Source organism: Pedobacter ginsenosidimutans (genome assembly GCF_001442625.1).
In the GTDB taxonomy this organism is placed as follows: Bacteria; Bacteroidota; Bacteroidia; order Sphingobacteriales; family Sphingobacteriaceae; genus Pedobacter; species Pedobacter ginsenosidimutans.
The window spans coordinates 1-21,087 of record NZ_LMZQ01000002.1; the positions used below are offsets into that span (position 1 = coordinate 1).

The 21,087-nt window shown below is 40.4% G+C and carries 14 protein-coding genes; 13 read left to right on the forward strand and 1 reads right to left on the reverse strand.

The genetic code is table 11. The annotated features are described in order from the left end of the window. Positions 1 to 1,039 precede the first annotated feature (1,039 nt). From ASU31_RS02660 to ASU31_RS02695, 8 genes are all read left to right on the forward strand, one after another. The gene (locus ASU31_RS02660) at positions 1,040 to 1,672 is read left to right on the forward strand and encodes a hypothetical protein (protein ID WP_057930859.1); all 633 of its coding nucleotides are present in this window, start codon (positions 1,040 to 1,042) and stop codon (positions 1,670 to 1,672) included. Then, a complete protein-coding gene (locus ASU31_RS02665; protein ID WP_057930860.1) occupies positions 1,669 to 2,820 on the forward strand; it encodes an AAA family ATPase in 1,152 nt (383 codons plus the stop codon). The genes ASU31_RS02660 and ASU31_RS02665 overlap by 4 nt, the downstream gene beginning before the upstream one ends. Next, positions 2,817 to 3,521: a hypothetical protein gene (locus tag ASU31_RS02670; protein WP_057930861.1), complete on the forward strand. Its 705-nt coding sequence runs from the start codon at positions 2,817 to 2,819 to the stop codon at positions 3,519 to 3,521. The genes ASU31_RS02665 and ASU31_RS02670 overlap by 4 nt, the downstream gene beginning before the upstream one ends. Before the next feature lie 3 nt (positions 3,522 to 3,524). After that, positions 3,525 to 5,900: a hypothetical protein gene (locus ASU31_RS02675; protein ID WP_057930862.1), complete on the forward strand. Its 2,376-nt coding sequence runs from the start codon at positions 3,525 to 3,527 to the stop codon at positions 5,898 to 5,900. 1 nt (position 5,901) lies between these two features. Continuing rightward, positions 5,902 to 8,622: a hypothetical protein gene (locus tag ASU31_RS02680; protein WP_057930863.1), complete on the forward strand. Its 2,721-nt coding sequence runs from the start codon at positions 5,902 to 5,904 to the stop codon at positions 8,620 to 8,622. Between the two features lie 470 nt (positions 8,623 to 9,092). After that, complete coding sequence (locus tag ASU31_RS02685) at positions 9,093 to 12,188, forward strand: DUF6493 family protein (RefSeq protein WP_057930864.1); 3,096 nt, start codon at positions 9,093 to 9,095, stop codon at positions 12,186 to 12,188. 1 nt (position 12,189) lies between these two features. After that, positions 12,190 to 13,527 (forward strand): SWIM zinc finger family protein, encoded by a 1,338-nt coding sequence (locus ASU31_RS02690; protein WP_057930865.1) that lies wholly within the window; start codon positions 12,190 to 12,192, stop codon positions 13,525 to 13,527. Positions 13,528 to 14,252: 725 nt separating this feature from the next. Further along, positions 14,253 to 14,804: a hypothetical protein gene (locus ASU31_RS02695; protein WP_057930866.1), complete on the forward strand. Its 552-nt coding sequence runs from the start codon at positions 14,253 to 14,255 to the stop codon at positions 14,802 to 14,804. Between the two features lie 89 nt (positions 14,805 to 14,893). Here the strand turns inward: ASU31_RS02695 and ASU31_RS02700 are convergent, their stop codons facing one another. Next, positions 14,894 to 16,093: a hypothetical protein gene (locus ASU31_RS02700; protein WP_157257910.1), complete on the reverse strand. Its 1,200-nt coding sequence runs from the start codon at positions 16,091 to 16,093 to the stop codon at positions 14,894 to 14,896. A gap of 374 nt (positions 16,094 to 16,467) precedes the next feature. Between ASU31_RS02700 and ASU31_RS02705 the strand changes: the two genes are divergently transcribed. The 5 genes from ASU31_RS02705 (at position 16,468) to ASU31_RS02725 (ending at position 20,896) form a co-directional block, all read left to right on the forward strand. Then, positions 16,468 to 16,665 carry a hypothetical protein gene (locus tag ASU31_RS02705; protein ID WP_057930868.1) on the forward strand — a complete coding sequence of 66 codons (198 nt, stop codon included), beginning with the start codon at positions 16,468 to 16,470 and terminating at the stop codon, positions 16,663 to 16,665. Between the two features lie 147 nt (positions 16,666 to 16,812). Next, complete coding sequence (locus ASU31_RS02710) at positions 16,813 to 18,456, forward strand: tetratricopeptide repeat-containing sensor histidine kinase (RefSeq protein ID WP_057930869.1); 1,644 nt, start codon at positions 16,813 to 16,815, stop codon at positions 18,454 to 18,456. Between the two features lie 10 nt (positions 18,457 to 18,466). Then, positions 18,467 to 19,132 carry a response regulator transcription factor gene (locus ASU31_RS02715; RefSeq protein ID WP_057930870.1) on the forward strand — a complete coding sequence of 222 codons (666 nt, stop codon included), beginning with the start codon at positions 18,467 to 18,469 and terminating at the stop codon, positions 19,130 to 19,132. A 355-nt stretch (positions 19,133 to 19,487) separates the two neighbouring features. Then, entirely contained in the window at positions 19,488 to 19,820 is a 333-nt protein-coding gene (locus ASU31_RS02720; protein WP_057930871.1) for a YegP family protein, read from the forward strand. An 11-nt stretch (positions 19,821 to 19,831) separates the two neighbouring features. Beyond that, complete coding sequence (locus ASU31_RS02725; RefSeq protein WP_057930872.1) at positions 19,832 to 20,896, forward strand: type I restriction endonuclease; 1,065 nt, start codon at positions 19,832 to 19,834, stop codon at positions 20,894 to 20,896. The last annotated feature ends 191 nt before the right edge of the window (positions 20,897 to 21,087 follow it).

The following is a 21,087-nucleotide window of genomic DNA, read 5'->3' on the forward strand; positions in this document are numbered from 1 at the left end:
TCCGAGAATGACGCGCTAACCGCTCCCCGCCAAACGCCGAGCTATTTCCTTCATCCACCACCTATGTTTTAACCACAAAGGGCGCAGAGAGAAAAGCGCAAAGATCGCAGCGCTGGGCGTAAAATTAAGGTTTTAACCATATAAGGCATGTAAGAAAATATAAGACACTTAAGCTTATATGAACCTTATATCTCTTATTTGGTTCAATAAAATATCCAGGAATGACACGCTAACCGCTCCCCACCAAACCCTTAACTGTTTCCTTCATCCACCATCTATGTTTTAACCACAAAGGACGCAGAGAGAAAAGCGCAAAGATCGCAGCGCTGGGCGTAAAATTAAGGTTTTAACCATATAAGGCATGTAAGAAAATATAAGACACTTGAGCTTATATGAACCTTATATCTCTTATTTGGTTCAATAAAATATCCAGGAATGACACGCTAACCGCTCCCCACCAACCCCTTAACTGTTTCCTTCATTCACCATCTATGTTTTAACCACAAAGGACGCAGAGAGCAGGCGCTGCAGAGCTGGGTGTAAAAAGTAGTCGTCATTCTCGTGTAGACGGGAACCACGCAGTGCTCAGCGAAGCTAATCTTAAAGAATACCAGCATTTAAGGAATAAAATATAAGCCCCTTGAGCTTATATGAAACTTCCATGTCTTATATGGTTCAAGATACACGACTCCGGACTAAAAATTCCATCATCCACATCATTCCATATTTTTAACCACAGCGGGCACAAAGAGAAGGCACAAAGGCCGCAAAGTTCGGTGTAAAGCTTTTACCATATAAGACATTGAAGAACAGGTAAGACTATTAAGCTTATATGAACCTTCTATGTCTTATATAGTTAATCAAAAAGATCCTTCACTTCGGCTACGCTTAGTACGAGCCCGCTAACACTAACGAATAACGCTTTAATGAGCCCAAGCGCTCCACTACAGACTAAAAATTCTACGTTTCCCCAGCAAAGCCAAAAATTGTCTCGGTAATTTTATATCTTGCTTTTCTAAATTAACAATACTCGAGGGTGATGCTTGACCTTTTTTTAATAGATCTTATTCAAACCGGACAGGTAACCGTGCCTAACCAAATTGTAGATTTTGATGCTTATACCTCAGATCGAGCAATTATCTTATTAGAGGAATATTACTGGGCAGATGCCTTAGCTATGCCATATACTGCCCCAGGTTTTGACCCTGAAGCAGCGTTATGGGCAGCGAAATATATTTTCAGCACCATACAATTGGTTCTGCTCAGAGATATTGGCGAAGAAAAATTAAATCAATTACTAGTCGATTATAATGGCCAATATACATCCGAAGCAGTGTATTCAGCAGATTTGATGCTGCGTTTCCTACCCGATATTTTCAGGTTCGCAAGCGGCCTGTCGCCAGAAGATCCATTAATCTACAAACTTAAAGCAATAGCCCGCCATTGGCCCTTTTCAACCATTGGAATAGCCAACATAGACGTGGCTATAGGAAACACAATACTCGATCATCCCTCACTTAGGGTGGCTTACATTGATCGGCTTATATTAAAAAAGGATATGAACAGGATCAATAGCAAACATGAATTAAAATTAGTGAAAGAAGCGTTGGGCGCATACCAGGCAAAACTATGGCCTGGTTTAAACCTGATCCTTAACGAAGAAACAACATGAACGAAACCCAGTTAGCCACACATTTAACCATCGATAAGCTGAAGCAGGTACTACAGCATTTAAAAAAGGTTTTTGTTGGCAAAGATGAAATCATCGACCTAATGGGCATTTGCCTGGTGGGCAGAGAGAACCTTTTCATTTTAGGTCCTCCGGGAACCGCAAAAAGTGCAACTGTACGCGAGCTTTCCAAATTGATAGATGGACAGACGTTTGAGTACCTGCTTACCCGTTTTACAGAGCCGAACGAACTTTTCGGCCCTTTTGATATCCGCAAACTTAGGGAAGGAGACCTGGTGACCAACACAGCGGGGATGCTTCCAGAAGCATCGCTCATCTTTTTAGACGAACTTTTAAATGCAAACAGCGCCATATTAAATAGTTTGTTAATGGTACTTAACGAGCGGATTTTCAGGCGTGGAAGAGAAACCCGTAAGCTACCTGCACTGATGGTAATAGGCGCCAGTAATCACCTGCCCGAAGACGAAGCCCTGCAAGCGCTTTTCGACCGCTTTCTCATCCGTGTAAAATCAGATAATGTTGATCCACAAGAGCTTGACGCAGTATTAAACGCAGGCTGGGTGCTCGAACAGCACGATGGAAGTGATAAACCTGCTATCTCGGTAGCCGAAATTGCCAGTTTACAGGAGCTTACCGCAAAAGTAGATCTTCAGGAAGTCAGGCCTGCCTATATCGAACTGATCCATAAAATGCGTAATGCCGGACTACAGGTTTCCGACCGACGGGCTGTAAAACTGCAACGGATGATTGCCGCAAGTGCATTGATCTGCAAACGAAATAAAGCCATCCCCTCTGATCTTTGGATATTAAAGCACATTTGGGATACAGAAGAGCAGCGCGAAATTATCGCCAATATTGTAAATGTTATCATCGTTACCGATATTTCTGAAAACCAGCACCCCCGGGTAAAAGAAAACACCAAACCTGATGCAGAAGAAATTTATAAAGAGGTACAGCATTTAACCGAGCAATGGGCATTGCCCGAAATTGCAATGGCAGAAAGATCATCAATTAAAGACCGATTGGTACACCTGAACAACCGTTGCGAGTGGATTGGAAACGAAGCGCAGCGCAAATATGTACAGGAGCCGATAGATTTGCTTTGGAAACAGATTATGCAGTCTGCATGAACATGAGGGCACTGGTTTTAGAACTCAAATACCAAGATCAGATTGGTAATATCAGGGCGGTTGAGGGCTGGAGTGCCTGCAGGCAGGATGAGCTGATCTGGCTGAAGGGACCTTTGGATAATAAACACAACCAGGTATTGATCGATTCTCTCCCTATTTTGGCCAGCTATAAACTCGATGGGCAAAACCGTCTTTTCCCAGATGGAAAGTTAACCCCCGTTGCCCTGCTCGAGGTTATGGAATGGAAAACATTGACTGAATTTATGCCTTTAGAAATGCCTGTATCGGCAATTCCGGCACAACAGGCACCGCTAATGCCTGTAAACCTGCTGCGCAGCCAAAATCCTTACCCTGCATATGCCCTGCAAACCAATTTTATGGCATGGAAAAAGTATGTAGATGGCGCTCCACAGATCCGTTTGCAGAAGCTAAAATTTGTGGTATCAACAGCGCAAGAAGTACTTATTATTGGCGATCCGCTTCCGCCCATACCTGGCAAAACTTTTTGGCTAAATGGAAATCTGCTTGTTCCGGCCGGATACAATTTCGACCCACCATTTTTAGGCAATCTGCTTAACCAAAAGCTTAAACCAATTATACCATCATATATTCTTTTTAACGAAAGCGGCAGGCAAAATACCATCGCAATTGATCTTTTTAAACCCGCTGATCGAGCGGTGGTAAGGCAGGTTTCATTTTAACATATGGCTTACTCCTCACAAAATACCGTCGACTATTTTAGGGCCTATCAAAATTATTTTTGGAGGTGGGCAGAGCGTGGGCAGGTAATCGAATTTGCCAACCAAAAAACCATCTGCTACCGTGAAGATTTATCCAATATTTTAAAAGACCTTCCTAAAACTACCTCGCTTTCTTTAGGCACTATTCTTTTGATTTTATGTGCCTGTAAAGACGATTGGGAGACCCTCTATAATGTCAAGCAAACTTTGCTGGATATTCGCTACAGCAGTATGGATGCCAGTAGCACCATTGACGATCCAGACCACGGACTAAAAAGGCAGGCTTACCAGTTTCTATGCATCGTTAACCAATTGCCGCACCAGTACCGCTCCGAAATGAACAGGGTACTACTGCTCCAGTCTATTTTTGATGCATTAAGTGTTAAAGGATACCATATGGGACTCTTGCCCATATTAAAGGAATTTAACAGCGGCGAAATGGACGAGGATATTTTTGGCGAACAGGCGGTACTTAAACACATAAACGTTATACAGGATCTCGCACCATTGGCGGCCGCCCTCGCTCTTTTCGAAGATGTAGAAAGCTTAGTGCTTAAACAGCGTACCGGCCTCACAGCGTTACCCAGCCCAATTCATATTCCTCAACCTGAACCAGTTGGGAAAGACCTTTTAGCCGAACTGGAAATCGATAAAAAAACGAATACGGTTAGTCAGCTGGCCAGAAGGATTATGGCTGCCTTAAGTATCCCGATGTACCTGAACAGCAATAACGAGCAAAGTTTGGGCGGGATTTCTGATATCGCCAACAAAGGCACTTATGATAAACTGTTGCTGAGCGAACTCGCGCAAGACGATCTTCTGCTCACCGCCCGGCTGGCCAACAATGAAGCCCTTTTTCTAAAACGCGAAACAGCACCTAACCATCAGGTGCAGCAATTGGGCATAATTATCGATTCTACCCTAAAAATGTGGGGATCTGCACGGGTATTCGCTGTTGCTGCCGCTTTGGCTTTTAGAGAAAGTAAAGAAAAAAACCAACAGTTAAAAGTATGGTCGTTGGGCGGAAAAGACCTCAGCATAACAGCGCTCGAAACCAAAAAAGATACCGAGGCCTTACTCGAAAAAATGGATCCGGCACTGCACTGCGGCGAACCGCTGGTTAAGGCTTTCGCAACACATGCCGAAAAAAATGGCAGGTATATATTAATCACCTCTTCCCATTTTTTAAAAGATACTACTGCTGCGCCCTATTTTTCAAAAATCAGAGATCAGTTAAATTACCTGATCACCATATCTGCCGGCGGACACCTGCAGATGTTCCAGTTCAGTAAAAAGCAATCGAAACTGATCAGAGAGGCGCATATCGATTTGTCCGATCTTGTAAGCCACGGCTATGAGAAAAAGATTAAACAAATTAACCAGGCTGATCTGCCTGCGGCACTGTACGAACCTGAATTTCCACTTTATTACCCTACTTCGAAGATCAGGCCGAACTTCAATAACCTGTACATGTTATCAAACAGCACCGCAATTGGCGTTTCAGTCGATTCGCGCCTGCTTTTTTGGCCAGATAAAAACCTCGGCGCAAAAGAACTGGCCGTGCAGTTAGCACGGGGCCAATATTGTTTCGGAGAGATGGAAAATGCCATTTTTATCATGCTCATTCCCGAAAACAATAAAGCAATAGAAATATATAGGATCGATGCAAAGACACTTTCTTACAGCGTAACAGAAATAAACGTTCCGCACAAAGCAGCAACCGATATTAAGTTTATCAGGCCTTATTTTTATTTCAAAAGCAAAACATACCTAAACATTATCGATCCGCGTAATGGAACAGTTATCCCCTCCAATAGCAGGATCAATGAGCTTATCTCGCGCCAGGAGAGTGCTTCGCGGGTTTTTCAAAGCCAGTTAAAAAGGCACCTCAACAACGGCTATAGTACCATTAATTCTGTTAAAAATATCCATGTAAATGCCGCAGGAATAATTTATTCTGATAAGAAAGAATTCCTGCTGGTTAATGATAAATTTTATTGGAAAGATAATCAAAGGTCTACGGTTAACTGGTTAGCTGCTCCACCACAACGCATTTTAAAGGTAGATCATTTGCCCTTTATCAGGTTTACCAAATTTACATGGAAAGACGGAAGCACGGCCACTATGGATTCGAGAGGTATACTACACTTAAAAAGCAGCATTCTGCATATTCCTGAAATTTGCATTATCATGATCGTTGGTCAGCCAACTGCCTGTTGGAGCACCGATGGACAGATTAGTGGATCAACCTATTTTACAGGGATTACCCGTGCGGGGAAACTAAAACCCAGCGTATTTTATAAAAAATATATTCAGGCTTTTATAGATGGACTAAAATAATATGAAACTTCAACTCCGCTATCAGGCAAAATCTACTCATGCCATCTGGGGCGCTTATTTACCAGGCAGCCCCGCCGATTGGTTTGCAGAAATGGCCAACTGGTCTGTAGATTTTTTATCCATCAAGGCCTATCTCGTACCCGAAAGCGTGGCACAGAACAACTGTATCGGGTTGTTTGTGGTTTTTGGAGCTGCTATTCCAAAAAGCGATCAGATCCGATATCCCTATACCCAGGTAACCGAGGGCTTTTTCATTCCTGTAAATGCCAAACTTTTTCCCGAACTGCCCAATAGCGAACTAAGTGCAGCAAAACTATGGGATGTACAGTTTTTCCATCCCAATATAGGCCTGGTTGGATTCGAACAACAGGACAGTTACCAATTGGCAGATCTGATTGAAACACCAGAAACAGTGGCAAAGCCCTGGCTCCACAATTTGCCTTTAGCGCCCGTTCTTCCGCAGCTTTGCTCGGTAATGATCGAACCACTACAGACTACCGATGCCATTGATGATTTAAAGGCATTGATTAATACACAGCCACTATCCGATATCCCAAAAACAGAAGAAGATCAAAAGCATAGCAATAAGTGGAGCAACATGTTAAAACCTTTAAGCAACCTGGGGTTTCGGGTTTTGTTAGGCTTTGCTTTTATCGGTAAATTTCTGCTCCAAATTATTGCCTTTCTGTTTCCTAAACAGGCGGCTTCCATGGCCAATATACAAACCCCCAGCTTTCTACAACAATTAGATGCCTGGATCAATCAAAAAATGGCCTCCATCGAAAAACAGCGGGATAGTGAACTCAATAGATTGGTAAAACTATTTGATAAAGATAAAGATGCCGCTTTACAGTATGCCATCCCATTAAATAGTGCATACCTAAACCGTGGTACCGCAGCACCATCAGGCAAATTAAGCAGGCAAAGTTTAAACCTGAATTTTAAGAATTTTGGCAACGGACTAGCTGCCGATGTGTGGGATCTAGGCAGTTATAGATGGGAACTTCAGCAACGCTACGAAAAAACGGCTACACAGGCCATAATAGATCGCGATTTTAAAAAGGCAGCCTATGTTTATGCACACCTCCTGGGTGATCTTGACAGGGCAGCAAGAACCTTACAGGATGGCAAACATTATCGCGAAGCTGCGGCAATTTATAAAGACCACCTTAATAATAAAAATCTGGCAGCCGGGTGTTTAGAAAAAGGCGGGCTTTTAAACGAAGCCATAAATTTATATGTAGACCTGGCCAATTACGAGAAAGTTGGCGATCTATATGTGCAAATGGGACAAAAGCAGCAGGCACTAAAATATTATGAAGATGTAGTGCTGCAATCGCTGGGTGCCAGAGATCATTTAAAGGCTGCAAGCATTATCGAACTCAAAATTGGCGACCCTAAAAGAAGTGAAGAAGTGTTACTTAACGGCTGGCACAACAACAACCAGGCAGAACAATGTTTAAAACATTATTTCGAAATTAAGGTACAAAACGGAATACCTTTAAATAAAACAGTTAACGCCTTTTATACAGAACAGCTAAGCAAGGGCAAAAGCACGGTTTTTTTAAGGGTACTTGCCAATGTTGCCGAAAACAGTGAAGATGATAGCTTTCGGGAAACAGCTTTAAACATCTGTTACGAAATTGTAAGCCAACAAACCGCAGCAGGCGATTTTAGTGCATTAAAAATGATGGATCGGTTCATGCACCAGGATCCAATGATCGTTCAGGATATAAACCGTTATACCATTAACCATTATAAAGAGATTAAACAGCAGCAGGCTGATTATTATATTCAACTGGACCGTGAAATAAAGTGGGTTGATTTCTGTAGTTTTCACGATCAGCTGATCGGCATTGGTATCAAAAATGAAACCATGCAGCTGCTCCGCATGAAGTGGGAAGACTGTATGGATTATTTATACCTGTTTAAAGCCGATATTGGCGAAAAACATGCTTTAATAGCCGATGCAGGCATATCAAACCGCATTTTAATCAGTGGGGATACCGCTCCAAGTGAACACCGCAAATTACCCGAAACCCACGATTTCGAAAGGGAAATCGTTCTTTCTCAAATCAGTTGGTTAGGCCAAAATATGGCTGCCGCAATCGAACCTACCGATCAAAAAACGCTTTCTGTTCTTCTAACACATGGTGAAGACATTCGGTTAAACAGATACACGGTAACAGGGCAGCCCTTAACTTCTGTTGTTTGTACCTGGGATAAATCGTCGATTGATGCCTATCATATTTTCTCGAACAAGAACAAAATGTACTGGCGCAAAAACCACCTGTATTTTACCGGGAGCGATATGTTGGTGCGTGCAGCTGATACCGGAATACTCGAAATGTTATTTGTCGAATCGCCCATTATCAATTTTTCGGTAAGCAGTGTGCATACTGCGCTAAAAATAGCCGTATTAACAACCGATGGCTGCCTGGTTGTTAATCCTACGCTAAAAGAAATGCCCATCAGTATCCCGCTTTTCGCGACAGACTTAAGTGCGCATTGTATACAGATACTTCCAGACAATCACCTTGTTGTAGCCAACAGCGAAAAAGCACGGGTATACGATATCAGTGGAAAAAAAGCACAGCTACTATTTGAGGTCATAACCGATCATGATATTATACGCATTTTTAATGTTCCTAAACGGCATCATTTTGGTTTACTCGAGGCCGATAACCGGATTTCGGTACACATCATCAATAAAGAAGAATAATTGAATGGGTTAATTGTAGTCCAAACGCGCCTGCATGGTTCCATCATCATTTTCCATATTTTTAACCACAAAGGGCACAGAGAGCAGGCACAAAGACCACAGAGCTGGGTGTAAAAAGCAATCGTCATTCCCGCGCAGGCGGGAACCTTAAATCTCAATACATTACGATTATTCATAAGTTTTCCTTTTATTCAGAGGCATTCATGAGCACTCCGTGGGTCCCAATCAACCCGATAGCTATTGGGATGAGAATAACGACGCAGGGAATGACGCATTAATTACGCCATAATACGCGGCTTGGGGCTAAAAGCCCATCGTATCCGTGCTTTAAAGCGCTTTCATTTCATCTGATAGCGATCTGATCAGGATGACAAATCACTAATGATCAACTTCCAGCTAACCTTCTCTTTTTAGAAAAAATTGAATAGTTTAGCTATTTATAAATTAACGGAATCTCAAGTGCTCTACGCATGAAAAAACACCTTAAATATATTGATGGCAGCTCAGATAAATTCTGGCAGATTGAAGTACTGAACAATTGTTATACCGTTACTTACGGCCGAAATGGAACCGGCGGTACTTCGCAAACCAAAACTTTTGATGATAACCAACAGTGTTTAAAAGCCGCTGAAAAACTGCTGACCGAAAAAACAAAAAAGGGTTATTCTGAAACAGGCGAGGTGCTTACTAACCAGACTATAAAAACAGCTAAAAAAGATGGCAATAAAGATGTAGCGGAAATATTAAATGCTTACGATGCCATTCTGAAAGAGAAAAACCTTGCCGCACTTTTACCCTTTCTGCAAGAAAATGCCAAAGGAAATATAGAGGCACTTAAAAAGCATATTAAGACAAAAAAACGTTATTGGATGGCGTTCGTAGATCTCTCCAACGAGCCACAATTTAAAACAGGAAACTATAGCTGGGGTACCAGGGGCGACGAAAATTTAAAGGAGATAATCACCCTTACCGCAATCGGCATTTTGAGCAAAACAGATATCATGCCCTGGGATGAGGTCTTCGATTTATTGGCCAAGGCGAAACAAAGAAATTCTATTTTAGCGGTCCTTCAATGGGCAAAGCCCGATTGGATCAACGAATTTATTCTCGATAAAATAAAAAAGAGCGAGTGGCGAAGTTTTAGTTATCAAACCCTAAGGTTTCTCGAAAGCCATACTTTAATTACCGCACAGCCCGAGCTTTATGCTTTATGTTTAGCAAATGCCAATGAGTGGGTAACCAAAGTGAAACCAAGAGATTTTATCCAATATATTGTAAACGATGAACTAGCCTATACACGCGATGTGCCCAATTTATACCTTTACGAAACCGGGATACAGAATAATCACTTCAGAGATAGCGATAGCCAGGCCTATAACCAATTTTCTATATGGGAAATTATTTATAACACCTTACTCCAGGAAGGCAAATTAGACCGCCAGCAGTTTATAGAACAGGCCATTTTAATCCAAACCAAAGCATGGAACAATAACCTTAAATCTTTCTATCGTAAAAGATTAACAGATTTAAATCCAGGCGCAGCCGAACTTATTGTTTACCAGGAATATATTTTTGCCTGTTTACAATATGCCTTTGCACCGGTTGTTAATGCAGCAATAGAGTTGATTAAACAGATTTATGAAGAGAAAAAGTTTAACGTAAATTCTTTTCTTGATTGGCTTGAACCTTTGATGATGAGCAATGATAATAAAACTGCCATCAAAAATATTTTACCGGTTTTAGAAAAGCTAAATAAATCGCAGCCTAAGCTAAATAAAAAGATAACCGCGCTCATTGCTGATGTGTATGTAGTGCCCGATCTTAACCTGCAGGAAAGGGCAAGTAAACTGCTGTTAAAAATAGCAGCACCAAAAGATGCGGTTTTACGCGATAAATTATCGGGCTATACTTCGCTAATGCTGGGAAATGTCCGCTCGGGTTTAAGCAGCTTACTGGCCGCAGAAGATCTTCTTCCAGCAGTTGATGAATTAGCAACCTATCATTACGAACCTAAGCAAGAACAGGTTTTACTGGAACCGATTGTATTGCCAAAAGATTGGAACGAGGTACTTTATCTGTTCGGTAAATTTATCTCATCAGAAGAAACTACCGATGGAGAAATCTTATTGAACGCCTATACTAACCAAAGGTATCTGTTTCCAGCCGATTATGCCAAACAGCTGGCTCCTTATGGCCAACAAGTAGAAAAGAAATACTTTGAGAGTGTCCATAAAAATTACATCGGCACATTTCTGCGCGAAAAAATAAAAAGTATCGATTACGTTTTTACCATAGAACAAAGTACCTATCACAAAATAAAAACGCTGCTGCTCATCAGGCCTTATTTAGATATCGTACAAAAAAGAATGGCCGGCAATATCAGTTTGCCCATGCTCTCTTTTCCCAGCCATTATCCATATTGGGTGGCACCAAAAGTGCTTTTAGAAAGGTTAATCGCCTACCAGGAAAATGAGGCAGAAATTAACCCGCTCGATTTAACCATCGCCATTGGCCGTATGCCACGAGAGCAGGTAGAAGAAGCCATCCCTTTATTAGGTAAGCTTACCGGACCGCTTAAAGCCTTAATGGCCTTCTGTCTCGGCACCACCAAAGAGATTGTTGTTAAATCAGACGGTATTTTTAATAAACTCTTAAATAAAATCAATAGCCCGGCAGATGTAAGTTTTAAAAGTGTATGGGCTGTAGCGGCCCGCACCTACTATCCTGACGAAACCTTTACCGAATTTAGCAGTACCTACCTTAGAGATTATCCTATGGCTGTTTCTCCTTTTAAACCCGAAATCAGCATTAAGGAAAAATGGAATGAATACATGAACTATCAAACCAAAAAAATGGAAAAATCTCCATCCTGGTACGCCATCGAATTCGATTCTCCAGCCTATGTAAACACACCAGGTTATTTCCTTTTTAGCTTAGACCTTTACGGCCGGAAAAACAGTTGGGAGTATATGATAAGCGGAGAGGGCAATATCAATTATTGGCACAGCCTGATGCCACAAAATGCTGATGCATTAAGCTGGTTTATGCTCCGTTCGTCGTGCATTCATGCCAGCGGTGGAGTATCAGAACTGAAAGGTTTTCTCCATGTAACCAACAGTACAGGGTTCCGTTTTTCCGATATCTCGATGCTCGTTTTTGCCTGCATGTTTTTTATGGATAAAAAAGAAGTGCGTTTAATGGCATCAGAAGTTTTGATCAACCTGATCGAAAAACGAAGTATAAACCTCGATCTGCTTGCGGTTAAACTAGCTTATCTGGCATCGAATAAATATGGTGCATTTTTACGCCTGGTAGAAAGTATTGGAGCCTTGAAAGATGTTTCTGCATTGCACAATTCCGCTTTTCTACAATTGCTCGAATCCTTATTTAAACACCTGGTAATTAACGATAAACTTCCTGTTAATTTTAAAAAACTGATAGAACATTACATCGATATCCTCTTCAAAACCAATCAAAGCCCTTCGGCAGCAGCAATTGCTTTTTTCGAAAAATGGAAAGATAATGCCTCCCTTAAAAGTTTAATTAAACAAATTATCAAAGCCTAACATGACCGATCTTCAATATCACTATAGCGGTGTTTCTACCTTTACCAAAACAAAAGGCATAAACAGCCTGGTTTTGGCTCATCAAACCGAAATAGAAGCTGTAAACAATATTCCCTGTTTTTTTTGGGGCAACTTAACCGATCCTTATATAACCGCTAAATGCTGGAGTACCATTGCCAAAGTAGTACGCTCCAGCTTCGGACCAGTTCCGCCAAGCTTACGCGATCCTATTGTTACTGCAGGCACCGAACGCATCAGGTTCGAAGGTTTTTCTTCCTGCAACGGGGTCTATGTTCGCTTAGATATGAAACCCGAATCTATCGACGGAGAATTTATAGCCAGTGGCACTACCAATGTCGATTTTAACGACCCCATGCTTAATGCCTTAAATAGCATTCAAAAAAACGAAAAAGTAACCCTGGCCGTTGGTCAGCAAGATGTACAGATAATTACCACCAAAACTAAGGTAGTAGAAAAAAAAGTAACATTACCTACACGCTGGATTAAAGGTTTAACCAGTGTACAGCTTTACCTGGCCGATATGGACCTCCAGTTCGAGCTGAACAAAATACAAACCATACAGCTTTTTCAAAACCTGCCAAAAGGCACTATTAAAGGCGATTTCTTTATTGCGAAAAGGGCAGGCAAATTTATGTTCTCTACCATTGCCACGGCCGATGCCGTTCGTGTTGGTGGCTTACACCGTCTCCGTTTATTAGATGGTATTTTAGCAATTGCCGATAAAGTTTTCATTTACGAATCGGCCGATAAACAGACCGTTGCTTTTGTATATGAGTTTGGCAAAATGCAGTTGCTGATGGCTTTCTCCCCAGACGCCTATAGGGGCTTTTCGGGCGAAGGCAAAGCATTAGATCAAATGACCGAAAACCTTCCGTCTGAATGGATATATGGCTTAAACAGCTTACTTAAAGCCAACGAAAACTTCGATCCTACTTTACTTTCCATTGAGCACGATATCGATTTCGACACCATGAATCAGCTCACCTCCAGTTTATCCGCTATCGGTTTACTGGGTTATGATGTAATGGGAAGAAGCCATTTTTACCGCCAGCTTCCATTTAAAACCGAACGCATTTTAAGCTTAAACCCCCGGCTTAAAAACGCCAAAAAACTGATCGATGAGCAACAGGTTAAAATGGTTAAAAAGGAAAACGATTATATAGAAGCCGAAGTTAAAGGCACAGGCGTATTACACAAGGTAGTAATCGATAAACAAGGCTATCGCTGTACCTGCGAGTGGTTTACCGCTTATCAGGGCAAAAGAGGTATTTGCAAACATATTCTGGCCGTAAAGATGGTTGCGGGAGAGTTAGAATAGTTGGGTCATTAGTCATTGGTTCATTTTGTTAACTGGTTAATTGTTTAAATCGGTTAACTGTGAGTTGATTGAGTGCATTCCGTCATACTGAACTTGTTTTACAAGTAGAAATATTATTTTCAATTGTCTTATAGCTACTACGTGGTCAGTATCTATCATGCTACCTGCAAAAGTTCTGAAAAGCATCACTCGTCATTTAACCACAGAGGGCACAAAGAGCAGGCGCAAAGGTCGCAGAGTTGAGTGGAAAAATAGCACCATCAAGCTTATATGATCTTCTATGTCTTATATGGTTCAAAATACACGACTCCGGACTAAAAATTCATCACCCATATTATATTTTCCATATTTTTAACCACAGAGGGCACAAAGAGCAGGCGCAAAGGCCGCAGAGTTGAGTGGAAAAATAGCACCATCAAGCTTATATGATCTTCTATGTCTTATATGGTTCAAAATACACGACTCCGGACTAAAAATTCATCACCCATATTATATTTTCCATATTTTTAACCACAGAGGGCACAAAGAGAAGGCACAAAGGCTGCAGAGTTGGGTGTAAAGAGCAATCGTCATTGCGGAAACTGCTCAATGCATCCCCAATCATGTTGAGAATGACAACGCACAGGAAATAGCACTTTAATTGAACTCCGGCTCCCAACTCAAAAACGGCTCAATCTTTGCTCCTACCGAAGCTTAAATTTAATAAGGAAACCCCATTTTAGCTCATGAACAAATTACCAGCACTATCCCCAAAACCATTAGTATCCCTTTTAATCCTATTTACCCTTTTCCTCTCGGCCTGTTCGGAAACACCAGAACGTTTCTTCGACATTGCCATCTTAAACACCAACATGATCAACGATTTTGCCAGCGCCGATCTGGCCCGCCACATTAACGACGAAACCAAAGAATATCCCGATATTCCATCCAGTAAAAAGAAAGGCAATGAAGCCATCACCAACCTCAACAACAAAATTTTATACCTTGAGCAATCGCTCGAAAAAGTAAAAAAGCTCTCCGCTTCTGGCGATGAAGAAAAAGAGATTAAAGTCCTTTCGCAGCAATTATACGAACTGGTCATCCCCGTTTATAAAAATGAATACCTGGCTTACGCCAAACTGTGCGACAGCAAAGGCAGCCAAAGTGCCAAAGATGAAATTATTCACAGCATCGACCAGAAATATGGCGCCCGTTTTGAACAAAACTTTAATGCCTTAATGGAGAAAGGCAAAGCCTATGCCCAAAAGAACAATATCCAGGTAAACTGGGGCCAATAAAAATAATAACATATGGTTTAATTCAGATTTGAAATATTTGGATTAAACCATTATTAAGTCCCAAGACTCCCGACCAACTTCTGCAGATGCTACACACTAGTAGCCTGCAGCTCATTGCTGCGAAACTCTACTATTTCTCCTTCCTCAGTCTTTGTTTCTTCCCCAGAGCGCTTAACTTCTTTCTCTAGCTTGCTCACAGCAAAACCACAGAGGCTTATAAAAACAGCTGCACATAAAAACCATACTAAACGGGTAAGCATATACCTGTAATTGGAAGTGTATTTGATTAAAATTGTGCTGGTAAGTGGCTTTAACACTCTTTGTATATCTTTCGGATAAGAACCGCTATCGGTAAAAAACTCATGGTCTTTTCCATGACCTTTATACCAAACTTTACCTATTGAATAATTTGTCAACGTATCAGGTAAATTAATTTTCCTTTGCTGTGTTAAAGTTCGAACATTTAACGGAATTATTGGCATACCAACATTTTGTTTTTCATCTTTAACCGGCTCGTAGTGATCCTCATCCCAATACATAAATTTCTCACCTTCACTTGGCACCTTAACCGTTGTCGCGCTACGTTCCCAAACAGCAAAGGAAGTGCTGCCAACCAATAGTAAAATAATACAGGAAATGGTAATATATCGTGGGGAGAAGAGACGGACATATTCTGTTTCAATATAATCGACTTTATTGGTTTCTTCTTCCTTTTCTTTTATATAAATAGGTTGACCGGTAACACCTATATCAGTTGTTTCAACTATGGGTCCTTTTACTTCTTCAATTAAGTCGCCTTGTTTATCCGCTTCTTCATTTATAATTATTTCTTCATTTTCAGAGTTCCAGGCCTCATTTTCACCCGTTACCTTCTGTGGTTCTTCTAATTTAACATCAGTTGCTCCTATAACTTCTTCTATTTCATTTTGACGCTCTCTATCAAAACTTTTATAGTAAGTCGTACTTGGTCTCGGCCGAAAGTCTATTAACCACGCTAAAAGTTCACTATTCTTTTCATCAGTTCTCGTTGTTATACCATTTATATGATTTAATAGGGCTCTAAAATCACCAGGATCAGCTTGTGATAAGATCAGAGAAATATTATCCATCTTGTCTTTATCAAAAAAGTCCGAGAATACATCTTTAGCTTCATCACTCGCATCATATTTCTTTAGACACTCCCTTTTCAACTTTACAGTTGTTGGCTTTAAGAGGTTCAAATGAAGCTTCCTTTCTTCGCATTTCTTTTTATAGGTAGCCAATACTAAGTCTTGATAATCTTCAGGCATTTTCAAAAAATTTAGCATAAAAGTAAAAACGGTATTTCTGGAATTTTTACGGTTTTCCAGAATTCAAAAGAATTAAAAAAGTATTTCAGGTAGAATAGGAATTATCTGGCAATTAGCTTTTTGAACCAAGCATCTTTGTTCAACAATTAGTTCAAGCAGCGATTCAACATTTAAATCTAAGCAAAAAACTGATTTAATAAAAGAGTAGAAATCGCGGTAGTTATTAGCCGGTTTGGGAAGCAGTTATTGGCTCCCGCGACAGACACTCAACACTTCCCAAAAATTCAGAAGGCCTTCTGATACAACCGTAGCAACCCCCGCGATAGGATTCGCGGGGACCTACAAATTTTATCAACCCTTTAATTTTTGACAAGATGTTTTTACCTCTTTTTATTGCCATATTACTTGGCTTGGCAACGCCTGCAAATACCAATAACAATTGTAACCCTAATAGCGGTACAACAGTAACGACTGCCGATACCGACCCTGGTGATCCAGGTGACCCAGGCGATCCCCCTCCAGGTGATGATACTGGTGGTGAAGGCTCACATGTTCCACCAAAAAATCCATAGTTTATGATTTACCAGAGATAGAAATTATCTCGACAACAAGTAAGGCAATATTTTCTGCCTTACTTGTTTGCTTATAAAACAATCCCAAAATATCCAAGAGAAAACCATCCTATTTTTTTATATTTGAGTAAATAATTATTCTCGCTCTTGAAAAAAATATACTTTCTCCTGTTTTTTCTTTTGGCAGCATTTGCTTGTAAGAAAAGGAACAACACTCAAGCACCGATTAAAAACCAGAATTTTGAGATAGCAGAATCCTTTTTCTTTAAAAATAACGATTCTTCATTCTATTACTTCAACAAGGTAACTACTACCTCTAAGGATAGCTTACAGGTGGCAATGGCTTATAATTATATGGCAGTAATACAATCAGATGCCGGTGACTACTTTGGAGGCCAAGAAAGCTTAACATTATCATTAGGCTTCTTAAATGAACAAAAAGAAACTGATCTCGCCTGCCTCGCTTCGAATTATAATGAGCTTGGCTTAAATAGTACATATTTCAAAAAATATACCGATGCTATAAATTATTATAATTTGGCACTAAAGTTTTGCCGGAACGATTCGTATAAATTACAATTCCTTAATAATAAAGCATTGGCATATCAAAAAAGTGGAGCCTATTCAAAAGCAATTGATATTTACAATGAGGTTTTGGCAAAAATCAGTAATAAGAAAGAATACGCAAGAGTACTTTCCAATGCGGCTAAAACAAAATGGCTTCAAAATCCCAATTACAATCCACTGGCAGATTTTTCAAAAGCATTACAGATTCGTTATTCAGAAAAGGATGAGTGGGGTCAAAATGCCAGCTATTCACATCTTGCCGATTATTACGAAAAGAAAAAACCTGATTCAGCATTTAGTTACCTGCAAAAGATGTATCTAATTGCAACAAAACTTAATAGTCCTGATGATCGGCTCGAAGCACTTCAAAAATTAATCAAACTTAGCCCAGCTGCAGCAACCAAACAGTATTTTCAAAAATACCAAAACATTGACGACAGTCTTCAAACCGCCCGAAGTGCTGCAAAAAACCAATTTGCACTGATCCGTTACGACACTGAAAAAAGCAAAGCCGATAACCTTGTTCTACAAAAAGACAATGAAGGCAAAAGATACCAGATCATCATACTCATCTTTGGTATTGTTTTGTTAATTGTTGTTGGTACACTTTGGTACAAAAAAAGAAAACAAAGATTAGAACTCGAAGCTCAAAACACCATCCGCGAAAATAAACTCAAAACCTCTCAAAAAGTGCATGATGTGGTTGCCAACGGATTGTATAGAATCATGAGCAAACTCGATAATCAGGAAACCTTAAAAGACAATCCTATTGTTAACGAGATAGAAGAACTTTACGAACAATCGCGCGACCTCTCTTACGAAAGGCCAAAATCTAAAAACCAGGCTTTTAACGAAAAAATAGCTGATACCTTAAAATCTTTCGCCTCAGAAAGTACAAGAGTGGTCCTCGTAGGGAATTCCCCCACATTTTGGGAAATGGTATCCGAACAGGCAAAGGATGAAGTTGAACATATCCTTCAGGAACTTATGGTGAATATGGATAAACACAGCCAGGCAAGCGATGTGGTGATTAAGTTTGAGCAGGCACAGCAAAAAATAAACATTTATTATACCGATAACGGCATCGGCATTTCGGGTAAAGTGCAACCCAATAATGGACTCACGAATACGGGAACCCGTATTGCGGCAATTGGTGGTACGATTACCTTTGATACCAATGTAGAAAAGGGACTCAAAATCAAAATCTCTTTTCCGGTTTCCTAATTGTATAAATATGTTTAAAAGAATAATTATTGCCGAAGATCAAGAAACACAGAATATTTCGCTACAAAAAACATTGGCCGAACTGGGTGCCGAAAAACCCGATTATGTATATTATTGCGATGATGCACTTACGTGGATCAAAAATGCCGTTAAAGCAGAGCGGCCTTATGATCTGTTAATCACCGATCTCTATTTCGAAGAAGATCATAATCCACAAAAAATAGACGGAGGTGCCGAACTCATCAAAGCCGCAAAAGAGGTGCAGCCCAACTTAAAAACCCTAGTGTTTTCCGGAGAAAACAGGCCCGCGGTTATCGACATGTTATTTAAAGAAATGCTTATTGATGGGTACGTGCGAAAAGCACGTCACGACGGTCAGTATTTACGCCTAGCCATATCTGCTATCCATAACCACAAAAAATATCTTTCGCCCGATTTAAAACAGGTCAGGAAAGAAAATAATTCTCACGATTTTACCGACCTCGATATTGCCATCATCTCTCAACTGGTTGATGGAATGCCACAAAAAAATATCCCTTACTATTTGCAGGAGAACAATATCAAGCCCTCAGGTCTAAGCAGTATAGAAAAACGCCTTAACCTGATGAAAGAGGTGCTGGGCTTCTCCAAAAACGAACAACTTATCGCCTATTGTAAAGATATCGGGATTATTTGATTAGTCCTAAGTCTTCAGTCCATAGTCGGGAGTCAATCGAGCTCAGTTAGTCACTAGGTTATGCTCCCGTAAATTCGTCATTCTGAACTTGTTTTATTAAGGATTCTTATTGTTTTTTAAGATCGAATAGCCATTTGGCAGTCAGGGGCTTTAACATGGATGAAGAAATTGCACTCTGCACCTAGCTCTGCGACCTTTGTGCCTTCTCTCTGTACGCTTTGTGGTTAAAAACGATCGATTTGTATGGCGTGATTAACCTTGAACAAATGAACTATTGACTAATGAACCAACTTACGGTTTCCCGTAATGATGCGCCATATTCCTCCCATACTTTTGAGCAGCTAAAAAAATAACTATGGGAAAATTTATCATTACCAAAAGAACAAATGGCGAATACCAGTTTAATCTCGAAGCAGCAAACGGCAGGGTTATCCTCACCAGCGAGGGCTATACCACAAAAACAGGTTGCAACAAAGGTATTGAATCGGTAAAAACCAATGCACCAACCGATGCCAGGTACGACAGAAAAATTGCCAAAAACGGAGCGTACTATTTCAATTTAAAAGCTGCGAATGGCGAAATTATCGGTACCAGCCAAATGTATACCACTGCTGATGCCAGAGATAACGGTATCGAATCGGTTAAAGAAAATGCGCCGAATGCATCAGTAAAAGATGAAACCATTTAATGCAAAAAGTTATGGATCTTAAACTAAAGTTAGAACAGCTTCATCAGCGCGTGGTGGGATTAAAAGAGCAGATCAATACCGAAGAGGCTACGAAAAATGCATTTGTAATGCCCTTTATTCAAATCCTCGGTTACGATATTTTTAACCCTACAGAAGTTATACCCGAACACATCTGTGATATCGGCACCAAAAAAGGCGAAAAGGTAGATTATGTGATCCGTAAAAACAACGAGCCCATCCTCATTTTCGAATGCAAACACTGGAAAGAAAGTGCCGATGCGCACAACTCTCAGTTACATCGCTACTACCATGTTTCTAAAGCACGGTTTGGGGTATTAACCAACGGTACGGTTTATAATTTTTACGCCGATCTGGAAAAGCCGAATATTATGGACGAGAAACCATTCTTAACCATCGATATCGAAGACCTGAAAGATAATGCCATTAAAATCCTCGAAAGTTTTACCAAAAACGAATATAATTTAGAAACGATCCTCGATTCGGCCGAAGGTTTAAAATACATCAAAGCCATTAGAAAGGAATTTGAAAAAGAAATAGACAGCCCTTCTGATGAAATGGTGAAGTTATTGGTGAACCGTTTTTTCGATAAACCCTTAACCGCAAACCGGATGATTGCTTTTAAAGATTATACAAAAAAAGCCCTTACCATTTCCATCAACGAATCGATCAGCGACCGCTTAAAATCGGCATTGAATATTAACGAGAAAATCGAGAAAAAGGAGGAAGGCAAAATGATTCCCGTTAATGAAGATCCCGATGCTTCTAAAATCGTAACTACTGAAGAAGAATTAGAAGCCTTCCAAATTGTAAAAGCCATTTTGCGCGAGAAGATTCCATCTGCCAGAATTGCTGCACGAGATACCCAATCTTACTTTGGCGTATTGCTCGATGATAATAACCGAAAACCGATTTGCAGATTCCATTTTAATACCGTTAACAAGTATATCGAAACTTTCGAGAAAGGGAAAGATGCCGGCGAGAAAAAACAGCTGTTTAATCTCGATGAGCTTTACGATTACAGAAACCAGTTGCATCAGACTATAGAAAATTATTAATTAATACTGCTCATCTCTCAAAAAATGTAGAGGTTGCTTCATTGTCTGTGTTGGGAGCAGACTTGGCAATCTCTCATTTTAAACACGAAAAACCCTCAGTAATTTGTCATCCTGAGCGGAGTCGAAGGATAGGTTTCGAAAGTTGTGAAGATTAAGTTGAGCCTAAAGTTTTACCTAATATGCTTGCCTTA